The organism is Methanocaldococcus sp. FS406-22 (assembly GCF_000025525.1).
In the GTDB taxonomy this organism is placed as follows: Archaea; AGJL01; Methanococci; order Methanococcales; family Methanocaldococcaceae; genus Methanocaldococcus.
Window position 1 is genome coordinate 465,339 of record NC_013887.1, and the last position, 19,172, is coordinate 484,510.

Sequence of the window (19,172 nt, forward strand, 5' to 3'; positions counted from 1 at the left end):
CAGTATTATATTATGTTAGTGAAATTACTACTTCCTTTGATGTTTAACTTATATATATTTTATTTGCAAATTATTTAGCAAATAGAATTCTTATAATATAGTGATAGTTATGGAATTTAAAAATAAGAAATGTGAAATTTGTGGTGAAAAAGCAGAGATTTTTTTATTTGGGAGATTTTTATGCAAAAATGAAAAATGTATAGAGAAAGCTAAAAAGTTGAGCATGGCAAGGCATAAGTTGAGAGTAGTTGCTGTTGGATCTACAAATCCAGTGAAGACAGAGGCAGTTAGAGAAGGTTTTGAGAAAGTTTTAGGGGCTGTTGAAGTAGTTGGAGTTGATGTAAATAGCAACGTCTCGTCTCACCCTATTGGATTAGAAGAAACTTATTTAGGGGCGTTAAATAGGGCTAAAAATGCATTTGAAAAAGTTCAATGTTCTTATGGTGTTGGAATAGAGGCAGGATTAATAAAAGTGGGGGAACATTATATAGATGTCCATGTATGTGTAGTTTTTGATGGAATTAGGGAGACGGTTGGTTTATCTCAAGGTTTTGAATACCCAAAAATTGTAGCTGAAAAAGTTTTGGAAGGAATTGAAGGAGGAAAAATAGCTGAAAAAATTTCTGGTATTAAAGATATTGGGAAAAATATTGGTTTAATTGGTTACCTAACAGATAATAATATAACAAGAAAAGATTTATGTAGAGAGAGTGTAATAATGGCTTTAATTCCAAGGATGATGAAAAATGCCCATCTATATTAAAGGGGTGGAATCATTAACCTAAAAATCAGTAAAAAAGATGTTGTTGAATGGATAATATTCTTGGCTGTCTTGTTTTTAATTTGGAGCCATGTAAATGTTGTTGTCTCTGACAGTATGTATCCCATTATGAAGAGGGGAGATTTAGTTATAGTAGAGAATGCTGGCTTTGAATTTAATCCAAACGATGTTGATGTTGGAGACATAGTTGTTTATAAAGCTCACTGGCCTTATTATCAATATTTGCTTTCTGAGGCAGATTATAAGCTTAACTTAAACCCTTACAAAACTTTATGCATATTTAACGAAGGAGATTTTAAAGATATATCGATAAAAGTTTTGGGTGAGATAGAGACAGATAACGGTGATTATAAAATATTAGAGGCAGATATTCCAAAAAGTCCAACAAAACCAGTAATCCATAGAGTTATTGATAAGGTTGGGTTTAACAATAAAACTTACTTTATAATAAAAGGAGATAACAATCCAATCCATGACCCAGAACTTGTTTCAGTCAACCAAATAAAGCAGAGAGTTATAGTTATAGATGGACATCCTTTAGTAATTCCTTATGTCGGTTATTTATCAATATGGGTAAAAGAATATTGGTATCTAGTAGTTTTATTTATTCTGCTCTATTATACATACAATTATCTTAAAGGAGGGAGAAAATGAAAAAAATACTGTTAATTATTGGGATAATTGCACTAATAACTTCAGTGTCTATGTGTTTAAACAATAAGTATAATAGCTTAAATAACTTAAATTTAAAAAAAGAAATTGTGATTGAAGTTAATGGAACTCCAGTAGAAATCCCATTAAGAGCAACCATTGGTGAAGCAAAGGAAGTAAAGTTGGTAAATACAACAGATAAAGAGATTTATGATTATTACCACTCAAAGATATTAATTTACATCTATGGAAATATGAGTCTAAAGCCAGATGAAGGTGGGGTCTCAATAGTTGATTTAATAACGAAATTAGAATGGTTTAATCAATTTTACCCACATAATATAATTGTTGAGCTAAATAGAACAAACTCCACAGTAAATATAAAAGCCATTTTTGCAAATGGACAGACATCAATAACTAAGCTTAAGATAAACCAGAGTAAATATTTAATGCATAACAACAAAACGATGGTTATAGAGATTATAAAAACTCAAAATAATGCAACAATAACAAAAATAAATAATACATTTATAATTGAAGGAAATTCATTAAAAGAGATGGATAAAGCAGAGACGAGGTTTATTATTGCTCTGTTTAAAGGTGGTATAAATTAAATAGAAAGTGGGGTTGAACGAAGGAAGCCCCGCTCGTTTTGGTGAAGCTTTTACTAAAAGGTTCAAGTAGAGATAAGATTTGTTATTGCTCTATTTAAAGGGAGCATAAATTAAAACTCATAAAATATCCTTTTTTTGTGGTGTTTTTTATGTTGATTATCGATGTCAATCATGGAGCTTTAACGTTGGCTGAGGAGTATTTAAATTTGGGCTATGATGTTGATGTATGGGATATTTATCAAAAAATAAAAAAATCAGAAGATTTTAAAGTTAAATATCAAAGATTAAAAGAGAAATTTGAAAATAAGTTAAATCTATTTTTTGAACAACCAAATTTTGAAAAATATGATAGAATTATAGCTCCAATTCACTGCCCAATAGATGTTAATTTTATCCCATTTACAGATGCTGTGTCTGAAATATTAAAGGAGAAATTTGGAGATATCTACAAAAAAATAATAAATATTACTGGAGTTAAGGGAAAGACAACAACAACATCTTTAATAAATCACATTTTGAAAGATAAATATTCGACATATCTGCATAATTCAAACTCTGGTTCTATAGCTCCACCAACTATTTTAAAGATTTTGGATAACTTAGACATTGATAAATATGACTTTTTTATATTTGAAACATCTTTGGGATTAGTTAAATGCAAATATGGGGCTATAACAAATGTATTAGAAAATTATAAAACAGCTGGTGGAAGGAGGGATGCATTAACTGCAAAATTCAGCTCATTAAAAAATGCTGAGATGGCTTTTATAAATAGGAGAGATATTAAAAGATATAACTTAAATATAAGCCATAAATGCCTAAATGTTGTTAATGTTGATAGAGCAAAGATTTTGAATGAATATCCTCTAAAATTTGAATACTTTGATGAGATATTTGAGTTCAGTAAGAACATCTTTGGATTACATTTTGTAGAAAACTCATTATTTGCCATAGAGGTTTGTAAAAATTTGGTTGATATGGATGAGATAAAAGAGAGATTAAAAACATTTACTATAAAAAATAGAATGGAAATTAAGGAGATAGATGGAAAGGTTTTAGTTAAAAATATCAACCCTGGTTTAGATGTAAAAGCTATTTCCTATGCTATAAAAGATTTTTTAGAAGTATTTGGTGGAGATATCTATATTGGCGGGGATTTTGGAGTTGTTTGTGAAGAAATTGATGTAAAAAAGCTGGCTGAAATATTAAAAAACTTTAATTGTCAATACATATTTGTTGGAGAGATTGGTAGAGAACTTTTAAATTATTTAAATGGAGAATATATTGATAGATTTAATGAAAATAAAATAAAGAAGAATTCTTTAGTTATCCTTAGAGAAAAAATTGGTTAATTTAACTATTCTAAGATTTTTACTTTCAAACCAAACTTTTCAAACAATTTAAAATCGTTATCGTAGGTTAATAAAAGCACGTTGTTTGATATACATATTGAGGCTATTAATAAATCCTTTACTGGTGGAATTTTTCCTTCTTTTTTTAGTTTTTTAAATATACTACCAGCAATCTTTGCAGATTTGTTATCAAAATTTAATTTTGGTAGATTATCAATCATTATCATTTCATTTTCTTTTAGATTCCCACAATGTAGTTCAAAGACAGTTATAGACGTTATTTTGCAATTGTAATCACAAATTTGATATAGGGTTTGGAACAGTTTCTTAGTTTTTGTAGCATACCATAACATATAAATACTTAGTCGTAGCATTATTTTTATATTATGGTCGATGAGGAGGCTCTGCCTTCGAGACTAATGTAATTGTATTCAATTTGATAAAAAGTTTTACGGGGCTGTCTCCGTTCAGCCCGAAGTCCAATGAGTCTATAGTTGAGGGAACGGTGTTCCCGATGAAGCTATAGGTTGAGGACAACCCGTTTCCATAGCTTATCGGTTTGTATAATAAATTATTAAATGCTATGATAAGCTATGGAAATGGGAAACGGTATCTTTATTTCCTCTAAATATCTCTATTATTACACTTGTATCAATGACTGCATCCATTTTTCAACCTCTTTAAGTTCTTTCTTAAGTTTTTCTATCTCCTCCTCACTCCTTGAACCAAATGCAATCATAAACACATCTAAGTTTTTTCTCTTCCTCTCCTCCAACAACTCCCTTATGAATTCTGAAACCGATTTATTACCTTTCAATTTTAATAATTCTTTATAAACATCATCATCTATAGATATAGTTGCCATTTTATCACCATATTAAAATTTAATTATTTTATTCTTCAAAAATCTTTGGATTAATTTTTCTATTCTCATTTTGCAATAACGCCACTCTACTATCTTCACTATCATCAATTAATTTGTATGAGCTGTTTTCATCTAACATCTTAGCTAATTTTAGGATTTCATCATGTTGTAACATATCTTCTTTTTTCAATCTTTTTTGAGAATAGCCAACATGCATATAAGATTTTAGCTCAATGAAATGGACATTAGCTCTTTCATAAAGCTCTACAAACTTTAAGATATCATCATTACATCCCCTAATTAAAGTAGTTCTTATGCATGTCCTCTTCTTCTCTTTTAAAATGTCTAAGGTATTTAAGATACTATCCCAATACTCTTTCTTTCCTCCACATATTCTTCTATAGCTATCCAAATCATAGGCATCTAATGAGATATACAGTTGAGTTGGCTCTATTTTTTCAATAACCTCTGTTAAGATACCATTTGAGACAACAAATGTTGTAAATCCATTCTTATGGAAGATTTTTATTAACTCATCCAAATATGGGTATAAAGTTGGTTCTCCAGATAGAGATATAGCCACATGCTTTGGCTCTAATGCCTCTTTAAATTTTTTTTCTCCAACTCTATCTAACACTCCAGCATAACCCATAATTATTCTTCTATGCATAGCTAAAATTTTCTCATATACAACCTCTGGCTCTTCCCATTCTGGTTCTTTAATTTCTTTTATGTTTATGCCTATATCTCTTGGCAAGACTCTCCAGCAGAATATACAATTTTGCTGACACCAAATAACTGATGGTGTGCATTGGATACATCTATGTGTCTCAATACCATAAAATTTTGATTTATAGCAATTTTTATCTTCTAACATCTTTTTTCTAACCCATCCACATAGCTTAACTGCTGTGTGATTGTCTATTTGATATCTCTGCTTCCTCAAAATCTTGTAAATTTCTTCTGGAATCATAATCCCACTTTAAAAATTTTATTTAAAAATGATTATTTATGTTAATTTAATTCTTTTTAATAGCTTCCATGAACCTATATTTCAAAACAACAGGCGGAATTTCTATATTAGGACATTTTTCGTTATATGGGATTGCCTTAGCAATAATGACTTTACATTTCTCTTCATTTAAAGCCTTTTTAAACTCTTTTTCAAATTCTTCTAAGCTTTCTGTTGTTATTGCATCTAATCCACAGCCCTTAGCTATTTCCTCCAAGTTTGTATTTTTGCTGGTATGGGTTTTTTGATTACCTGTAGAACCATAAGCAGAATTATCTATTATAACCAATATATAATTTTTTGGATTCATATAACCAATTGTTGATAAAGAGCCGAGGTTCATCAATATAGAACCATCACCATCTATAACTATAACCTTATCTTCACAATTTAAAGCTAATCCTAAACCAATTGAAGAAGCTAATCCCATTGAACCGAGCATATAAAAGTTTCTTTCTCTATCTTTTACATAATACAGCTCTTTAGAAGGAATTCCAATATTGCTAACTATTATTTCTTTCTCTCCAATGTTTTCAACGATTTTTTTGATTATCTCTATTCTCTTTGGATACATGGTATCATCTCTTTTTACTCTTCTAAGTCATACTCCCAATATAGTGCATCAAACAACAAAGCTACTGGATATGAGATTTTATACATATAAGAGGAGGCATATTTTATTAATTTATAAGCTTCTTCTGGTGTTTTTGGTTTATAAGTTGGGATTTCACAAACATCTAACAATTTTTCAATCCATCTTCCCATAGGTATTTGGGCAGGTATTTGCTCTTTCAAATCCCCCCTATGGCTAATTATTAATAATGTAGGGATTTGGAAGGTTTTGTATAATGAGGCAATGGCATTTATTGAATTTCCAATACCTGAATTTTGCAGTAATATTGCTGTTTTCTTTCCCGCTAAATACGCTCCAGCACATATTCCAAATGCTTCTTCCTCTCTTGTTGTTGGTATGTGAGTCAGATTTTTATCTTCATCAATCAATTTTAGCAAATTTTTTAAGTTTGCACATGGAACAGAGCATATAAAATCTATATTAGCTTCTTTTAAAGCATTGTAGATTGCTAAGCTACCTCTCATCCTATCCCTCTATATTTTTACTATTTGGAAATAAATCACAAAACATATATATCATAATCTAATATCAATTTTTATAATTTTACACTGGTTTTATATTATGAGAAAATTTTTGTATAAGAAATTTCCTATAAGAAATAAGGTGATTATATGAGAGCATTTGAATTCTTATATGAGGATTTCCAAAGAGGTTTAACGGTTGTGTTAGATAAAGGTTTGCCACCAAAATTTGTTGAAGATTACTTAAAAGTTTGTGGTGATTATATAGATTTTGTAAAGTTTGGTTGGGGAACTTCTGCAGTTATTAATAGGGATGTTATTAAAGAGAAAATTAACTACTATAAAGATTGGGATATTAAAGTCTATCCAGGGGGGACATTATTTGAATATGCTTATGCTAAAGGTAAATTTGATGAATTTTTAAATGAATGTGAAAAACTTGGATTTGAAGCTGTTGAAATTTCAGATGGTTCTTCAGATATAAGCTTAGAGGAAAGGAAAAAAGCCATAGAGAAGGCAAAAGATAATGGATTTATTGTATTAACTGAAGTTGGCAAAAAACTACCAGAAAAGGATAAACAACTAACCATAGAGGATAGAATCAATTTAATAAACTTTGATTTAGATGCTGGGGCAGATTACGTTATTATTGAGGGTAGAGAGAGTGGTAAAGGTATAGGGCTGTTTGACAGAGAAGGAAAGGTAAAGGAGGATGAATTAGATATCTTATCTAAAAATGTTGATATAAATAAAGTTATATTTGAAGCTCCGCAGAAGAGCCAGCAAGTAGCATTTATACTAAAATTTGGCAGTTCAGTTAATTTGGCAAATATTGCCTTCGATGAGGTTATAAGCTTAGAGACGTTGAGGAGAGGGCTTAGAGGAGACACATTTGGAAAGGTTTAGTCAATAATCTCTATTCCTCTCTCAACTATTCTAAATCTTACTTTCTCCTCTCCAGCATGTAGATGTTTTTCTAATATGGCTAATCTATCTCCATTGAGTTTTTCCAATCTAACAATACACTTACTCCAATACTCTAACAACCTTCCTCCAGATGCTTCAAAGCCATTAACTGTTTCCCTAACTTGATTGGTTATTATAACAGCTAAGTTATTTGTTTTAGCTAACTTTAATAAGGTTCTTACTTGATTACCGAGCATTTTATTGAGCATGATGTTTTTATTTGCCTCATCACTTAACTCTAATCTATATAAAGATGTTATGTTATCAACCACAATTAAACTTGCGTTATTGGCAATTAATGGAAGCTCTTTTTGTATAATTTTGTCTTGCTCATAAAAATCAAAGACATTATATATAATCATACTTTCTAAAACTTTTTGGTAATTATCTGGAGCAATCTGTTTAATTCTCTCTATTGATAATCCGCCTTCAGTATCTATATAAATTACTTTTCCAAAATCAATGGCATTTATTGAGTTTATAATACATATATTTGTCTTCCCTACTCCTGGTAGGCCATAAATTTGAGTTATTATCCCTTTTTCAACATTTCCTCGTAAAATTTCTCTAAGCATATAAACCCCTAAATCTTATTTATTTATCTCTTCTAAAATCATCTCTATGGCTTTATCTACAGCTTTAGCAACTTCTTCAGACAATCCTGGCTTTATATCTGGCATTGTAAATTCTTTACCTTGGCAACCAATAACCACAACTTCTACTCCATTATCATGTAAATCTTTAAGGAATGGAGCTAATGGGACATTATGGGCATCAAAGGAATATTTTTTAATGTTTGGCAATTCATCAACATCTATCTTTTTTATTGTTCCAGGCTCTAAACCAAAATCAATGGCATCAACAACGATAATCTTCTTAATGTCTTCGTCAACTAAGGTCATTAGATAGTAAGCTCCACTAGCCCCAGCATCAATAACCTCAACATTATCTGGTAGTTCCATTTTTTCTAATTTGCTGATAACTTCACACCCAAAACCATCATCTCCAAACAACAGATTTCCACAACCAACAATTAGTATATCTTTTTTCTTCATTTTATCACTTGTTTAACATTTCTTTATATTTTTTAGCTGCTTCTTTTGGATTTTCTGATTGATATATTGCCCTTCCAACAATAACGTAATCGTTATCATCCAGAATATTTATTATGTCTTCGACCTTCCCTCCCTGAGCGCCAACTCCTGGGGTTATTATTGGTAATCCAGCAATATTTTTAATTTCTTTAAGCCTTTCAGGCCTTGTTGATGGAGCTACAATAGCATCAACTTTAAGCTTTTTAGCCATCTCTGCTAATTTATCGGCTATTGGTTGTAGAAATTGAATAGCTCCAGGGTGGCTCATTTCAGTAACCATTATTACTTTTTTGTTTAGCTTTTTAGCAACATCTTGCACAGCTTTAACAGAATCCTCTCCAACAAAACCATGAACTATTATTCCATCAGCATATTTTAGTGTTATTTTTGCTATCTTCTCGTTTGTTGCTGGGATATCTGCAACCTTAAAATCACATATAACTTCTTTATTGCAAAGTTTTTTTATATCTCCTATAATTTCTATTCCAGAAGATAAAACTAACGGGTATCCAACTTTTATGGCATCAACGTAATCCTTAACATCTTCAGCTATCTTTAAAGCTTCTTCTTTATCCAAAACATCGAGAGCCAACATTAACTTTGGCATCCTATCCCCGCAATTTTTTGCGTTATAGTTTGGATAAAATTTATATAAAAAAGTTGAGTATCTTATATCAACATAACTATAATGAATTTTAAGAATACTTTACCTTTTCGAGGTGAATATTTTGATAAAGGAAATCGAACTTTTAAAGAAAATAAGGGAATTTCTTATCTTAAATTTAGAGATTAAAAAGCTTATGCAAGAATTAGATGTAGATAAAGACATCTATGAAGCTTATGAAGAAGTAACAAAAATTGTTAGAGAACCAAATATTAAACTTTATAGACAGTATTATGATGCTATAAAAGAGATGTTTTATGAAGAATATGGAAAGAAGAGAAAAGATATTCCTTGGTTTCCAAAAATTGATTATAGTAAATGTAAAAATTGTAAAAAATGTATCTCTTTTTGTCCAAGAGGAGTTTATGATGTAGAAAATGGCAGGGTTGTTGTTAAATATCCATATAGTTGTATAGTTAATTGTAATGCCTGCTCTATAATGTGCTGTGAAAATAAAGCTATAACTTTTCCAGATGAAAAAATATCTTAATATCTTAATTTTTAATTTCATAGGAGGCAGATTTTTAGTCTAAATTTGTAATAATTTTTAATACTGGTTGGAAAATTTTCTCGGGATTTTTTCTTTTTCAGTATTACTAACTTAAATAGTTTGTTATATATTCAGATATATAAGTATTACTAAGTTTAAGAATAAAAATAGGTTTTTACTTTTGGTTTAATCCTTAAAAGAGAATGAAACATCTAAGATGTCTGATTTTAACTTTTATGCAGTAGTATATGGCAAGGCAAACAAGTGTAGTTTCTATCCTCCAAGAGGTCTGATTTTAACACTTATAGGAAGTATCATAGCAGCACAAGCCTTTCCGGGGTTTCCATCCTCTAAGAGGTCTGATTTTAACTATGATATTAGGTTAAATACAATCGAACCTACGGATTTAATGTTTCCATACCGAATCGGTCTTATTTTAACAGCATGTTAGGGAGACTGTAGATTCTGAAAAACTAAAGTTTCCATACCGAATCGGTCTGATTTTAACTCATGCTATTAAGTGTTTCTGCAAGAGCCTCAACGGTTTCCATACCGAATCGGTCTGATTTTAACGGAAGAGAATGACATAATTTATGAAAAGGTTGTTGAGGAGGAGGTTTCCATACCGAATCGGTCTGATTTTAACTTAAAGAACTTGACAAAATCAGAAGTCGTCATCTCATCGTTTCCATACCGAATCGGTCTGATTTTAACAGCAGAAAATTAAAGAATTGGAAGAAAGAGAAGCTTTAGTTTCCATACCGAATCGGTCTGATTTTAACTAGACAGTAAAGGAAATACAAAAATGTTTAAAAGCTTGTTTCCATACCGAATCGGTCTGATTTTAACATGCTAGATATTGACGTGCGATATGATAGATTTTTGTTTCCATACCGAATCGGTCTGATTTTAACGGAGGTTTTTCAACTGCAAATCTATATTGTTCTCCCCTGTATGTTTCCATACCGAATCGGTCTGATTTTAACAAAACTAACAACCTGCTCCTTATCCTTCACCAAATAATAAAAGTTTCCATACCGAATCGGTCTGATTTTAACTAAGTCATTCGGAGAGTTACAGAAAGCTCTAAATATCCAATCGTTTCCATACCGAATCGGTCTGATTTTAACGAGGGGGCAACAACATACATCTGGAAAACAACAGTAGATTCGGTTTCCATACCGAATCGGTCTGATTTTAACCTTATGAGCGTATGTTCGATTTTTCCAACTTTGCAACACTGTTTCCATACCGAATCGGTCTGATTTTAACTAGGATTAGAAGCGTTGGGGCTATTATTGGGGGATTCTTGTTTCCATACCGAATCGGTCTGATTTTAACAAAACCCCAATTGATTTTTTATCAATGGGAATGGGGGACTTCGTTTCCATACCGAATCGGTCTGATTTTAACAGGGCAATCATTCACAAATTATTTTTTATTATTCTTCTTATATTTAAGCTTTTCGGAGTCATATTTTTCTAAGTATAAATAACTGTGTTTATTTATAAACCTTCTGATATTTAAATCTTTCCCTTTTAACGAAATTAATTATTCTTATCTTTCTAAATTTGAAAATTTAACTTATTAGTTAGAGAAATCTCATTTAACTTACTATTCAATCTTAACTTTTAAAAATCTAAATAATTTAATAAACATAAATATTCCAAATAATTAAATCAATAAACCCTTAGAAATTAAATTTAAATCCTCTAAATTGATAAATACTATCTAATTAACAACCTCATCAAATTCCAAGCCTATTCAACAAGACAAACCCAACACCACAATAAAACAAATAAAAACATCAACAATAAAAATATAAAGAAAATCTAATATAAATACGTTGCTGTTATTCAATTTTAACTGCATGGGCACATTTTTCGGCCAATTCTCTCGCTTTTTCTACAGAATCGGCATAAGCTAAAGCAACACCCATTCTCCTACCAACTTTTGCATTTGGCTTACCAAACAATCTCAACTTAGTGTTTGGCACTTTTAAAGCTTCCTCTATATGGTATTTTGGAGCATATTTATTTATCTCTGCCTTTATTACATGGCTTGCCCCTGGATGAATAAGTTTTGTTGATACTGGCAACCCTAAAATAGCTCTAACATGAATCTCGAACTCACTCATCTCTTGGGTTATCATTGTAACCATTCCTGTATCGTGAGGTCTTGGTGAAACCTCGCTAAATATAACCTCATCCCCTTTAACAAACAACTCAACACCAAAGATTCCATATCCTCCTAATGCATCTGTAACCTTCTTAGCTATATCTTGAGCTTTCTTTTTCAACTCATCTGACATGTCATGAGGTTGCCAGCTTTCGTGGTAGTCACCATCTATTTGTATATGCCCTATTGGCTCACAAAACTTAGTCCCTTCAGCAGTTCTTGCAGTTAATAAAGTTATCTCATAATCAAAGTTTATAAACTCTTCAACAATAACTCTATTTCCTATTCCCCTTGCTCCTTCTTTAGCTATCTTCCATGCTTTTTCAATATCTTCTTCACTTCTAACTACACTCTGCCCCTTTCCAGATGATGACATGATTGGCTTAACTACACAAGGCAAACCAAGTTTTTCAACAGCATCTCTCAACTCTTCTAAAGAATCTGCAAAAGCATATTTAGCAGTTCTTAATCCCAATTTTTCAGCAGCTAATCTTCTTATTAACTCCCTATTCATGGTTATTTTTGTAGCTTCAGCTGTTGGGACAACGTTATATCCTTCTTTTTCAGCATCTATTAATGCATCTGTATTTATTGCTTCAATTTCAGGAACAATATAATCTGGTTCTTCTCTCTCAATAATTGCCATCAATGCATCATAATCTTTCATATCAATAACATAGCTTTTGTGAGCTACTTGCATAGCTGGGGCGTTTTGATACCTATCAACAGCTATACACTCAATCCCCAATCTTTGAGCTTCAATAACAACCTCTTTTCCTAACTCACCACTCCCTAACAATAAAAATTTCACACTTCCCTTTAAGAGAGGTGTCCCAATTGCCATAAATTCCACCAAAAAATTTTTAGCATCAAATTTTATTTTATATCTTTAGCTTTTAAAGGAATCCTTAATATAGTTTTTGTTAATTATCCCTTATGAGGATAAATCTTTTTAGGGATTGGCATGGAAGAAAACACTGCTTTGGTAGTTTATTATACAAAACTACACAAAAACAGTTTCAATGCATTGATTGGGGCTTTGGAAGTGGATGAATATTTTGATAACTTCCCAATATATTTTGCTAATAAAAAAGACATTTTTAACTTAGAGGGTATTTTAAAAAAGCATGATAAGGTTGTTATTGCCATATCTTTCTTTACAACTGAACTCTGGAAGACTTATGATTTAATTAATGAACTGAAATCTAAATATCAAAATTATAGAGACAAAATTATCTACTTAGCTGGGGGACCTCATCCAACAGGAGACCCAAAGGGAACATTAAAGTTAGGATTTGATGTTGTTTGTATAGGAGAGGGAGAAGAGACATTTCCAGAACTTATTAAAGCAGTTAATGAAAATGAAGATTATAAAAAAGTTAAAGGAATAGCATATTTAGATGATAACAAATTTATTTACACTGGAAAAAGAAAACATGTTGATTTAAATAAATATCCGCCATTTCCTGTAAAGCATAATAAATTTGGACATATAGAGATAACAAGAGGTTGCCCTTATGGCTGCTATTTCTGTCAAACACCAAGAATATTTGGAAAGAATGTAAGGCATAGAAGTATTGAAAATATCTGTAAATACGTTGAAATAATGGCTGAAAGAAATTTGAAAGACATTAGGTTTATAACACCAAATGCCTTTGGCTATGGTTCTAAAGATGGAAAAACATTAAATATTGATAAGGTTGAAAAGTTGTTGGAAAATATTAGAGAAATTTTAGGTAATAATGGGAGAATATTTTTTGGAACATTCCCTTCAGAAGTTAGGCCAGAGCATGTTAATGATGAAACTGTTGATTTAATTTTAAAATATGCTGATAACAAAAGTTTAGTTGTTGGAGCTCAATCTGGTAGCCAAAGAATATTGGATTTATGCCATAGAGGGCATACAGTTGAAGATATATATAACGCAGTAACTACTGCAATAAAAAAAGGTATTAGTGTTAGTTTAGATTTTATTTTTGGGCTTCCAGGAGAGACTGAAGAAGATGTAGAAAAGACGATAAAGGTTATGAAAGATTTAATAAAGATGGGTGCTAAAATACATGCTCATACTTTTATGCCATTGCCACAAACACCTTTTGCAAAGGCAAATCCTGGGGTAGTTAATAAAAAAATAATAAGAGCTATGAGACATGAGATTCCTAAAGGTATATTCTATGGAACATGGCACAATCAGCAAATATTGGCCGAAAAAATATCAAAATATTTGCAGACTGGGGAGTTATAAAAATCAAAATGGTAGATATTATGAGAATTGGTATTGTTGGAGCTGGATTGGGAGGTTTATTGGCTGGAGCTTTGTTATCCAAGAATCATGAGGTTGTTGTATTTGAAAAACTTCCATTTTTGGGAGGGAGATTTACAAACTTAGAGTATGAGGGATTTCAACTAACAACAGGAGCTTTACATATGATACCACATGGAAATGATGGTTATTTAGCTCAAGCATTAAGAAAGGCAGGAGCTAATGTAAAAATTGTAAATTCAGAACCAGATGGGACATTTTTAGTTAATGGAAAAGAGTATCTATATAGAGAGCTATTTTCACTCTTAGGATTTAAAGAGAAAGCAAAAGCAATTGCCTTAGCTACAAAATTAAAGTTAGGGAAGGTTGATAAAAATATCTCATTTGGAGAGTTTTTGGAGGATGTTGATTTAGCTCTAAAAGTAGGAAATGCATTTACTGGATGGGCTTTGAGTCTAACAGCTTACGAAACACCAATGAGTGAAATTATAGAGATAGCTAAAAACTACCACAAATTTGGAGGACCAGGAATCCCTATAGGAGGGTGTAAGGCAGTTATTGATGAGCTTTCAAGAATTATCAAAAACAACAATGGAAGAATTATTAAAGAATATGAGGTTAAAAGCATTGAGATTGATGAAAAAGCTTATATTGATGACTATGAATTTGATGTGGTTGTAAGCAACATCTCTCCCGTTGAAACACAAAAACTCTGCAACATTAAATTTTTAAAATCAAAACCAAAGCCATCTAAAGGAATAAAGATAAGCATAGCCACAAAAGAGGGGATTATAAAGCATAGTGGTGTTTTATTTACACCAGAATGTGAGAGAATAAACGGATTAAACCAGGTAACTAATGTAGATAAATCCTTAGCCCCTGAAGGATGGCATTTAGTCATGACTCACCAAACACAACTAACCAACAATATAAAAAAGGAAATTGATTTAGGATTAGAAGATATTGAGAATCTCTTTAAAGGAAAAGATTATAGAATATTGCATATTCAATCGTATAGGGATGACTGGCCTGTAAATCATGCCTCAAATGGAACTGATATTGACAATATTGTTAATGATAAGCTTTATTTGGTTGGAGATGGAGCCAAAGGAAGAGGTGGAATTGAAGTTGAAGGTATAGCTATGGGAGTTTTAAAGGTTGTTAATTATATAGCCTAAATTTTTATTCCTTTTTATATCAAACATTTCTTTATGATTATATCTTATTATATAAGCCATATTGACATTTAATCCCAACTTTATAGTTTTGTTTTATTAGACATAATTTGAACACGTATGACTATTTTTAACTATTAAATTACCAAAAACCGAAACTTTAAATACTTTGGATTGATTAAAAACGATTAAACACATACTTCCAAAAAAGGTGAATCGAATGAAGGTAATCACCAGAATCTACATCTATGACAATCGAGTAAAAAACATAACCTCCTTTATCATACAATTAGCACACTTTCGAAACATGTTAATAATTCTAATCCACAAGTTAAAAGAGCAATTAGGATATTATCCAAATAACGAGGCATTACTGTATTCGTTATTAGCTGAGAAACTAAACTTAAAAAGAACAAAGGACAAAAACAAAATTGAAAAACTAAACAAGTTGTTAGAAATTATAAAATCCGATAACTTTTTATCCGAATTATTAAACAGTATGAAAAAACTAAAAAACGAATTAAACAACAATCCTGCCCTTCAATCGATTATAAGGCAGGTTTGCAAGGATTTCAAATCTTATCGAAAAGCTTATGAAGAATACTTAGCAAACTCAAATAAATTCACTGGAAAACCGAAACCTCCAAAAGCCAAAAAACTAAAAAATATCGATAAATTTACTATCGAATTAAACAAAATGAGTTTTAAGGTAAATAATAAAATCTTACACGTTAAACTTCATAAGAACAAGCAAATTCGAATAAAACTACCAGAGTTTATTAAAAAACCAAGCAGTATTCGAATCACATACTACTTAGGATTTGCTTATGTTGATATAGTTCATGATAAGTACATCGGAGAGTTAAAGCCATTAAGTAATTATAAAGCTGGAATCGATTTAGGAGTTGAGAATTTTGCAACAATCGTTTCTACTAACGATAATATCCCATCTATTGTAATAAAATCCTCTCATCTTAAAGCATTCAACCAATGGTATAATAAACTATTAGCAAAACTTAGGAGTCGAATTGATAAGGTTAAAAACTTATTAAAAGAAAATTCAGAGGATAAGAATCTATTATCGGAATTAGAAGTTTTAACAAGGAGGATTAGAAAATTACATTTATATCGAAAGAAGTGGATGGAAAACGTGGCTCATCAAGTATCGAAGGCTATTGCTCTCTATCTGCATAAAACAGGGCATGATAAGGTTTTTATCGGTAAGAATATTTTAGAGGCTAAGAATGGCAGTAATTTGAGTAAAAGAGTCAATCAAAATTTTGTCCAAATACCGTTTAGGTTGTTTATCGATAAGTTGGCTTATAAGCTTAAATGGTTTGGAATTAAATTGGTAGAAGTGGATGAGAGCTTTACCTCTAAGTCAAGTTGTGTTTCTGATGATATTATCGAAATACAAAAAAGTAAAGGAAAAGTCTCCATGTCGGGAGACAGAATATGTAGAGGATTATATTTTGATAAAGTTATAAATCTAATATTTCATGCAGACGTTAATGGAGCTTTCAATATTTTGAGAGTCGGTTTAAAGAGGAAGAGGTTGTTTAAGAAAATCGATAGGATTGCTAAGGTTAAACTCTGTCGTCCTAAGACTGTTAGGTTGTTTGAGTTTTGTAGGGTTGTGTTAGGCAACCTCTGCCCCCCAAATTGGGCGGTGGAGGTTGGTCTGTCCCGTTAAGGGAGCGGGTGCCGATGAGACGACAATTCAGACCTATGTCGAATGTAATCGTTTGAAACGTCTAGTATAGTCTGAATAGGTTTCGAGGCACCTAAATAGTTTAAATACAGCAAATGAATAAATAGAACAACCACTAAATAAATATAATAAGATTAAAAGCAAAATCATAACTATTTTCTTTAAAATTTCTCTTTATAATTTAAAGAAATTGACTATAAAACACGATTTCTTTGTATGGGGATGTCAATATGGAATTGAGAGATGAAGATTTAATTTTAGAAGAAGTTAGGGATTATTTAACTGCCTATCTAAGAAATATTCATCAAGAGGATATTATATTAGACAGTGAAAGGGTTGTAGTGGATTTAAATCAGCTTTATAACTCTGGACTAATGGAATTTGTAGAATTTTTGATAAACAAGCCGCAAAAGGGAATTGATTTTATAAAAGAGTGCTATAATGAAGCATACTATACATTGAGGAATGAATACCCAACAAATGTAATAATTGCAGTAAAAAACCTTCCAGAAATTTTTAAAACCACAAAAAAAGGGAGAATTTTTACAATAGAAGACATTAAAAGTGATACTTTAGGGAGATTGATAGAGTTTGAGGGAATTATTGCTAAGGCATCAAAAATAAAGCCAATGTTAAAAAAAGCTTATTATATTTGCCCAAAATGTGGAAGAGAAGTTGTTAAAGAAATTGACATATTTATTACCAATCCTGAAAAAGCCCTTTGTGAATGTGGAGCTGAATTAAATTTAATTGATGATAAATGCAGTTATACAGATTTTCAAGAGATTAAAGTTCAGCAACCACCAGATTTAATGGAAAATCCTGACGACCCGCCAAAGTATATTACAACATTCTTAGAAAACAGCCCTGGAATATATGCTGGGAGGGTAAAGATAACTGGCATTCCAATAAGAGTTAAAAAGAGCAAAAAACTGCCAATTTATGACATTTATGTTAAGGCAATAAACTGTGAAGTTTTGGATGGGGAAGTGAAGATTGATTTAACAAATTCAGATATTGAAAAGATTAAAAAAATAGCTAAGAGAAAAGATGTTGTTGATTTATTGGCAGATAGATTAATTCCAGAGATTAAAGGGCATTCAGCAATAAAAAAGGCAGTTTTCTTGCAGCAAATAAAGGGGGTTAAAAAACCAGGAAAAAGGGCTGATATTCATATATTATTAATTACAGACCCTGGGATTGGGAAGACAGTTATTTTAAGAAAGATTGCAGAGATTCCAGGTAATTTATATGGTTCTGTAACCACTGCCACAGGAGTTGGTTTAACTGCTGCAGTTGTTAGAGAAAAGACAGAGATTGGTGAAGATACTTGGGTTATTAAGCCAGGTTTGTTAGTTAAAGCCCATAAAGGAACTGCATGTATAGATGAGCTAACTGTTAATAAAGAACTGCAGAGCTATGTTTTAGAGGCAATGGAGAGCCAGACAATCCATATTAGTAAAGGAGGAATTAATGCTAAATTGCCAGCTGAATGTGCAATTTTAGCCGCTTGCAATCCAAGATGGGGAAGATTTAATCCAGATGTTTCTGTAGCAGAGCAGATAAATATCCCGGCACCTTTATTAAGTAGGTTTGATTTAATATTCCCAATTAGGGATGTTTCTGATAAAGATAGGGACAAAGATATAGCCGAATACATTGTAGATTTGCATAGGGCTTATTTAGATGAGGAGATAAATAAAAAGATTGGATTAGATTACCTTGAGGTTGATGGAGTTAAAATAGATAAGGAGTTTATAATAAAATACATCTACTACGCAAGACAGCAGAAGCCAATAATTAGTGATAGGGCAAAGGAGTTGTTCGTCAATTATTATGTAGAGATGAGAAAAAAGCATCAGATAACTGCAAGGCAGTTAGAGGCTGCTATAAGAATAGCTGAAGCTCATGCAAAGGCAAAGCTAAAAGATGTTGTTGATGAAGAGGATGCTAAAGAGGCAATAAATATAATCACTGAATGCTTAAAAGAAATTGCCTATGACCCAGAGACGGGAATATTTGACGTTGATAAGATATTAGGAGTGTCTAAGAAGGAGAGGGATAAGCTAACAACTGTTTATGAGATAATTAAAGAGCTGTCTGAAAAATCTGAACTTGTTGAACATGAAGATATTGTTGAAATGGCTAAACAAAAGGGTATTAAAGAGGATGAGTTAGAGAATATTATTAAGAAGTTGGTTAAGTATGGGGATATAGATGAGCCAAAACCAGGGAGATATAGATTATTATGATTAGTTTTT

Annotated in this window: 19 protein-coding genes and 1 CRISPR repeat array; of the genes, 10 read left to right on the forward strand and 9 right to left on the reverse strand. The window is 31.3% G+C overall.

Annotation, left to right across the window (positions count from 1 at the left end; all coding sequences use genetic code 11):
- The first annotated feature begins 109 nt into the window (after window positions 1-109).
- The 4 genes from yjjX to cfbE all read left to right on the forward strand — a co-directional run bounded on the left by yjjX (window position 110) and on the right by cfbE (window position 3,398).
- Window positions 110-763: an inosine/xanthosine triphosphatase gene (yjjX, locus tag MFS40622_RS02395; RefSeq protein ID WP_012980084.1), complete on the forward strand. Its 654-nt coding sequence runs from the start codon at window positions 110-112 to the stop codon at window positions 761-763.
- A 114-nt stretch (window positions 764-877) separates the two neighbouring features.
- Window positions 878-1,435 carry a hypothetical protein gene (locus MFS40622_RS02400; RefSeq protein ID WP_012980085.1) on the forward strand — a complete coding sequence of 186 codons (558 nt, stop codon included), beginning with the start codon at window positions 878-880 and terminating at the stop codon, window positions 1,433-1,435.
- On the forward strand, window positions 1,432-2,046 hold the full coding sequence (locus MFS40622_RS02405) for a hypothetical protein (RefSeq protein WP_012980086.1): 615 nt from the start codon (window positions 1,432-1,434) through the stop codon (window positions 2,044-2,046). Before MFS40622_RS02400 ends, MFS40622_RS02405 begins: the two co-directional genes overlap by 4 nt.
- Before the next feature lie 149 nt (window positions 2,047-2,195).
- On the forward strand, window positions 2,196-3,398 hold the full coding sequence (gene cfbE / locus MFS40622_RS02410) for a coenzyme F430 synthase (protein ID WP_012980087.1): 1,203 nt from the start codon (window positions 2,196-2,198) through the stop codon (window positions 3,396-3,398).
- A 5-nt stretch (window positions 3,399-3,403) separates the two neighbouring features.
- On the opposite strand, the gene MFS40622_RS02415 is transcribed toward cfbE, so the two are convergent.
- The 5 genes from MFS40622_RS02415 to comD form a co-directional block, all read right to left on the reverse strand.
- Window positions 3,404-3,751, reverse strand: coding sequence for a type II toxin-antitoxin system VapC family toxin (locus tag MFS40622_RS02415; protein ID WP_012980088.1), 348 nt, complete (start codon window positions 3,749-3,751; stop codon window positions 3,404-3,406).
- Between the two features lie 287 nt (window positions 3,752-4,038).
- Window positions 4,039-4,263, reverse strand: a complete 225-nt coding sequence (locus MFS40622_RS02420; RefSeq protein WP_012980089.1) for an antitoxin VapB family protein — start codon at window positions 4,261-4,263, stop codon at window positions 4,039-4,041.
- 28 nt (window positions 4,264-4,291) lie between these two features.
- Window positions 4,292-5,236 (reverse strand): 4-demethylwyosine synthase TYW1, encoded by a 945-nt coding sequence (gene twy1, locus MFS40622_RS02425; protein ID WP_012980090.1) that lies wholly within the window; start codon window positions 5,234-5,236, stop codon window positions 4,292-4,294.
- A gap of 46 nt (window positions 5,237-5,282) precedes the next feature.
- The gene (gene comE, locus MFS40622_RS02430; protein WP_012980091.1) at window positions 5,283-5,849 is read right to left on the reverse strand and encodes a sulfopyruvate decarboxylase subunit beta; all 567 of its coding nucleotides are present in this window, start codon (window positions 5,847-5,849) and stop codon (window positions 5,283-5,285) included.
- 14 nt (window positions 5,850-5,863) lie between these two features.
- The gene (comD, locus tag MFS40622_RS02435; protein ID WP_012980092.1) at window positions 5,864-6,373 is read right to left on the reverse strand and encodes a sulfopyruvate decarboxylase subunit alpha; all 510 of its coding nucleotides are present in this window, start codon (window positions 6,371-6,373) and stop codon (window positions 5,864-5,866) included.
- A 147-nt stretch (window positions 6,374-6,520) separates the two neighbouring features.
- On the opposite strand from comD, the gene comA reads away from it, so the two are divergent.
- Window positions 6,521-7,276, forward strand: coding sequence for a phosphosulfolactate synthase (gene comA, locus MFS40622_RS02440; protein ID WP_012980093.1), 756 nt, complete (start codon window positions 6,521-6,523; stop codon window positions 7,274-7,276).
- Here comA and radB read toward each other — a convergent pair.
- Genes radB through pyrF form a run of 3 tightly spaced genes read right to left on the reverse strand, consistent with a single transcriptional unit; the run spans window position 7,273 to window position 9,037 of the window.
- On the reverse strand, window positions 7,273-7,911 hold the full coding sequence (gene radB, locus MFS40622_RS02445) for a DNA repair and recombination protein RadB (RefSeq protein WP_012980094.1): 639 nt from the start codon (window positions 7,909-7,911) through the stop codon (window positions 7,273-7,275). The two genes, comA and radB, sit on opposite strands and share 4 nt — an antisense overlap.
- Window positions 7,912-7,926: 15 nt before the next feature.
- Window positions 7,927-8,391 carry a coenzyme F420-reducing hydrogenase, FrhD protein gene (frhD, locus tag MFS40622_RS02450; protein ID WP_012980095.1) on the reverse strand — a complete coding sequence of 155 codons (465 nt, stop codon included), beginning with the start codon at window positions 8,389-8,391 and terminating at the stop codon, window positions 7,927-7,929.
- 4 nt (window positions 8,392-8,395) lie between these two features.
- The gene (gene pyrF, locus MFS40622_RS02455; protein ID WP_012980096.1) at window positions 8,396-9,037 is read right to left on the reverse strand and encodes an orotidine-5'-phosphate decarboxylase; all 642 of its coding nucleotides are present in this window, start codon (window positions 9,035-9,037) and stop codon (window positions 8,396-8,398) included.
- A 121-nt stretch (window positions 9,038-9,158) separates the two neighbouring features.
- Between pyrF and MFS40622_RS02460 the strand changes: the two genes are divergently transcribed.
- Complete coding sequence (locus MFS40622_RS02460) at window positions 9,159-9,584, forward strand: ferredoxin family protein (RefSeq protein ID WP_012980097.1); 426 nt, start codon at window positions 9,159-9,161, stop codon at window positions 9,582-9,584.
- A gap of 202 nt (window positions 9,585-9,786) precedes the next feature.
- A CRISPR array of direct repeats spans window positions 9,787-10,997; the repeat unit is 30 nt; unit sequence GTTTCCATACCGAATCGGTCTGATTTTAAC.
- Window positions 10,998-11,436: 439 nt separating this feature from the next.
- On the opposite strand, the gene purT is transcribed toward MFS40622_RS02460, so the two are convergent.
- Window positions 11,437-12,606, reverse strand: a complete 1,170-nt coding sequence (gene purT / locus MFS40622_RS02465; protein WP_012980098.1) for a phosphoribosylglycinamide formyltransferase 2 — start codon at window positions 12,604-12,606, stop codon at window positions 11,437-11,439.
- A 120-nt stretch (window positions 12,607-12,726) separates the two neighbouring features.
- Between purT and MFS40622_RS02470 the strand changes: the two genes are divergently transcribed.
- The 4 genes from MFS40622_RS02470 (at window position 12,727) to MFS40622_RS02485 (ending at window position 19,163) form a co-directional block, all read left to right on the forward strand.
- Window positions 12,727-14,007 (forward strand): TIGR04013 family B12-binding domain/radical SAM domain-containing protein, encoded by a 1,281-nt coding sequence (locus MFS40622_RS02470; protein WP_012980099.1) that lies wholly within the window; start codon window positions 12,727-12,729, stop codon window positions 14,005-14,007.
- Window positions 14,008-14,027: 20 nt separating this feature from the next.
- Window positions 14,028-15,203, forward strand: a complete 1,176-nt coding sequence (locus tag MFS40622_RS02475) for an NAD(P)/FAD-dependent oxidoreductase (protein ID WP_048197557.1) — start codon at window positions 14,028-14,030, stop codon at window positions 15,201-15,203.
- Between the two features lie 217 nt (window positions 15,204-15,420).
- Complete coding sequence (locus tag MFS40622_RS02480) at window positions 15,421-16,893, forward strand: RNA-guided endonuclease TnpB family protein (protein WP_012980101.1); 1,473 nt, start codon at window positions 15,421-15,423, stop codon at window positions 16,891-16,893.
- Between the two features lie 248 nt (window positions 16,894-17,141).
- Entirely contained in the window at window positions 17,142-19,163 is a 2,022-nt protein-coding gene (locus tag MFS40622_RS02485; protein ID WP_012980102.1) for a minichromosome maintenance protein MCM, read from the forward strand.
- Window positions 19,164-19,172 lie beyond the last annotated feature (9 nt).

Bases quoted from the DNA above. Each gene is read 5' to 3' on its own strand.
- MFS40622_RS02475 (WP_048197557.1), top strand. From the start codon at position 14,028: ATGAGAATTGGTATTGTTGGAGCTGGATTGGGAGGTTTATTGGCTGGA.
- purT (WP_012980098.1), bottom strand. From the start codon at position 12,606: ATGGCAATTGGGACACCTCTCTTAAAGGGAAGTGTGAAATTTTTATTG.
- MFS40622_RS02400 (WP_012980085.1), top strand. From the start codon at position 878: ATGTATCCCATTATGAAGAGGGGAGATTTAGTTATAGTAGAGAATGCT.
- yjjX (WP_012980084.1), top strand. From the start codon at position 110: ATGGAATTTAAAAATAAGAAATGTGAAATTTGTGGTGAAAAAGCAGAG.
- twy1 (WP_012980090.1), bottom strand. From the start codon at position 5,236: ATGATTCCAGAAGAAATTTACAAGATTTTGAGGAAGCAGAGATATCAA.
- comA (WP_012980093.1), top strand. From the start codon at position 6,521: ATGAGAGCATTTGAATTCTTATATGAGGATTTCCAAAGAGGTTTAACG.
- MFS40622_RS02485 (WP_012980102.1), top strand. From the start codon at position 17,142: ATGGAATTGAGAGATGAAGATTTAATTTTAGAAGAAGTTAGGGATTAT.
- radB (WP_012980094.1), bottom strand. From the start codon at position 7,911: ATGCTTAGAGAAATTTTACGAGGAAATGTTGAAAAAGGGATAATAACT.
- comE (WP_012980091.1), bottom strand. From the start codon at position 5,849: ATGTATCCAAAGAGAATAGAGATAATCAAAAAAATCGTTGAAAACATT.
- cfbE (WP_012980087.1), top strand. From the start codon at position 2,196: ATGTTGATTATCGATGTCAATCATGGAGCTTTAACGTTGGCTGAGGAG.
- pyrF (WP_012980096.1), bottom strand. From the start codon at position 9,037: ATGCCAAAGTTAATGTTGGCTCTCGATGTTTTGGATAAAGAAGAAGCT.
- MFS40622_RS02480 (WP_012980101.1), top strand. From the start codon at position 15,421: ATGAAGGTAATCACCAGAATCTACATCTATGACAATCGAGTAAAAAAC.
- frhD (WP_012980095.1), bottom strand. From the start codon at position 8,391: ATGAAGAAAAAAGATATACTAATTGTTGGTTGTGGAAATCTGTTGTTT.
- MFS40622_RS02405 (WP_012980086.1), top strand. From the start codon at position 1,432: ATGAAAAAAATACTGTTAATTATTGGGATAATTGCACTAATAACTTCA.
- MFS40622_RS02470 (WP_012980099.1), top strand. From the start codon at position 12,727: ATGGAAGAAAACACTGCTTTGGTAGTTTATTATACAAAACTACACAAA.
- MFS40622_RS02420 (WP_012980089.1), bottom strand. From the start codon at position 4,263: ATGGCAACTATATCTATAGATGATGATGTTTATAAAGAATTATTAAAA.
- MFS40622_RS02415 (WP_012980088.1), bottom strand. From the start codon at position 3,751: ATGTTATGGTATGCTACAAAAACTAAGAAACTGTTCCAAACCCTATAT.
- comD (WP_012980092.1), bottom strand. From the start codon at position 6,373: ATGAGAGGTAGCTTAGCAATCTACAATGCTTTAAAAGAAGCTAATATA.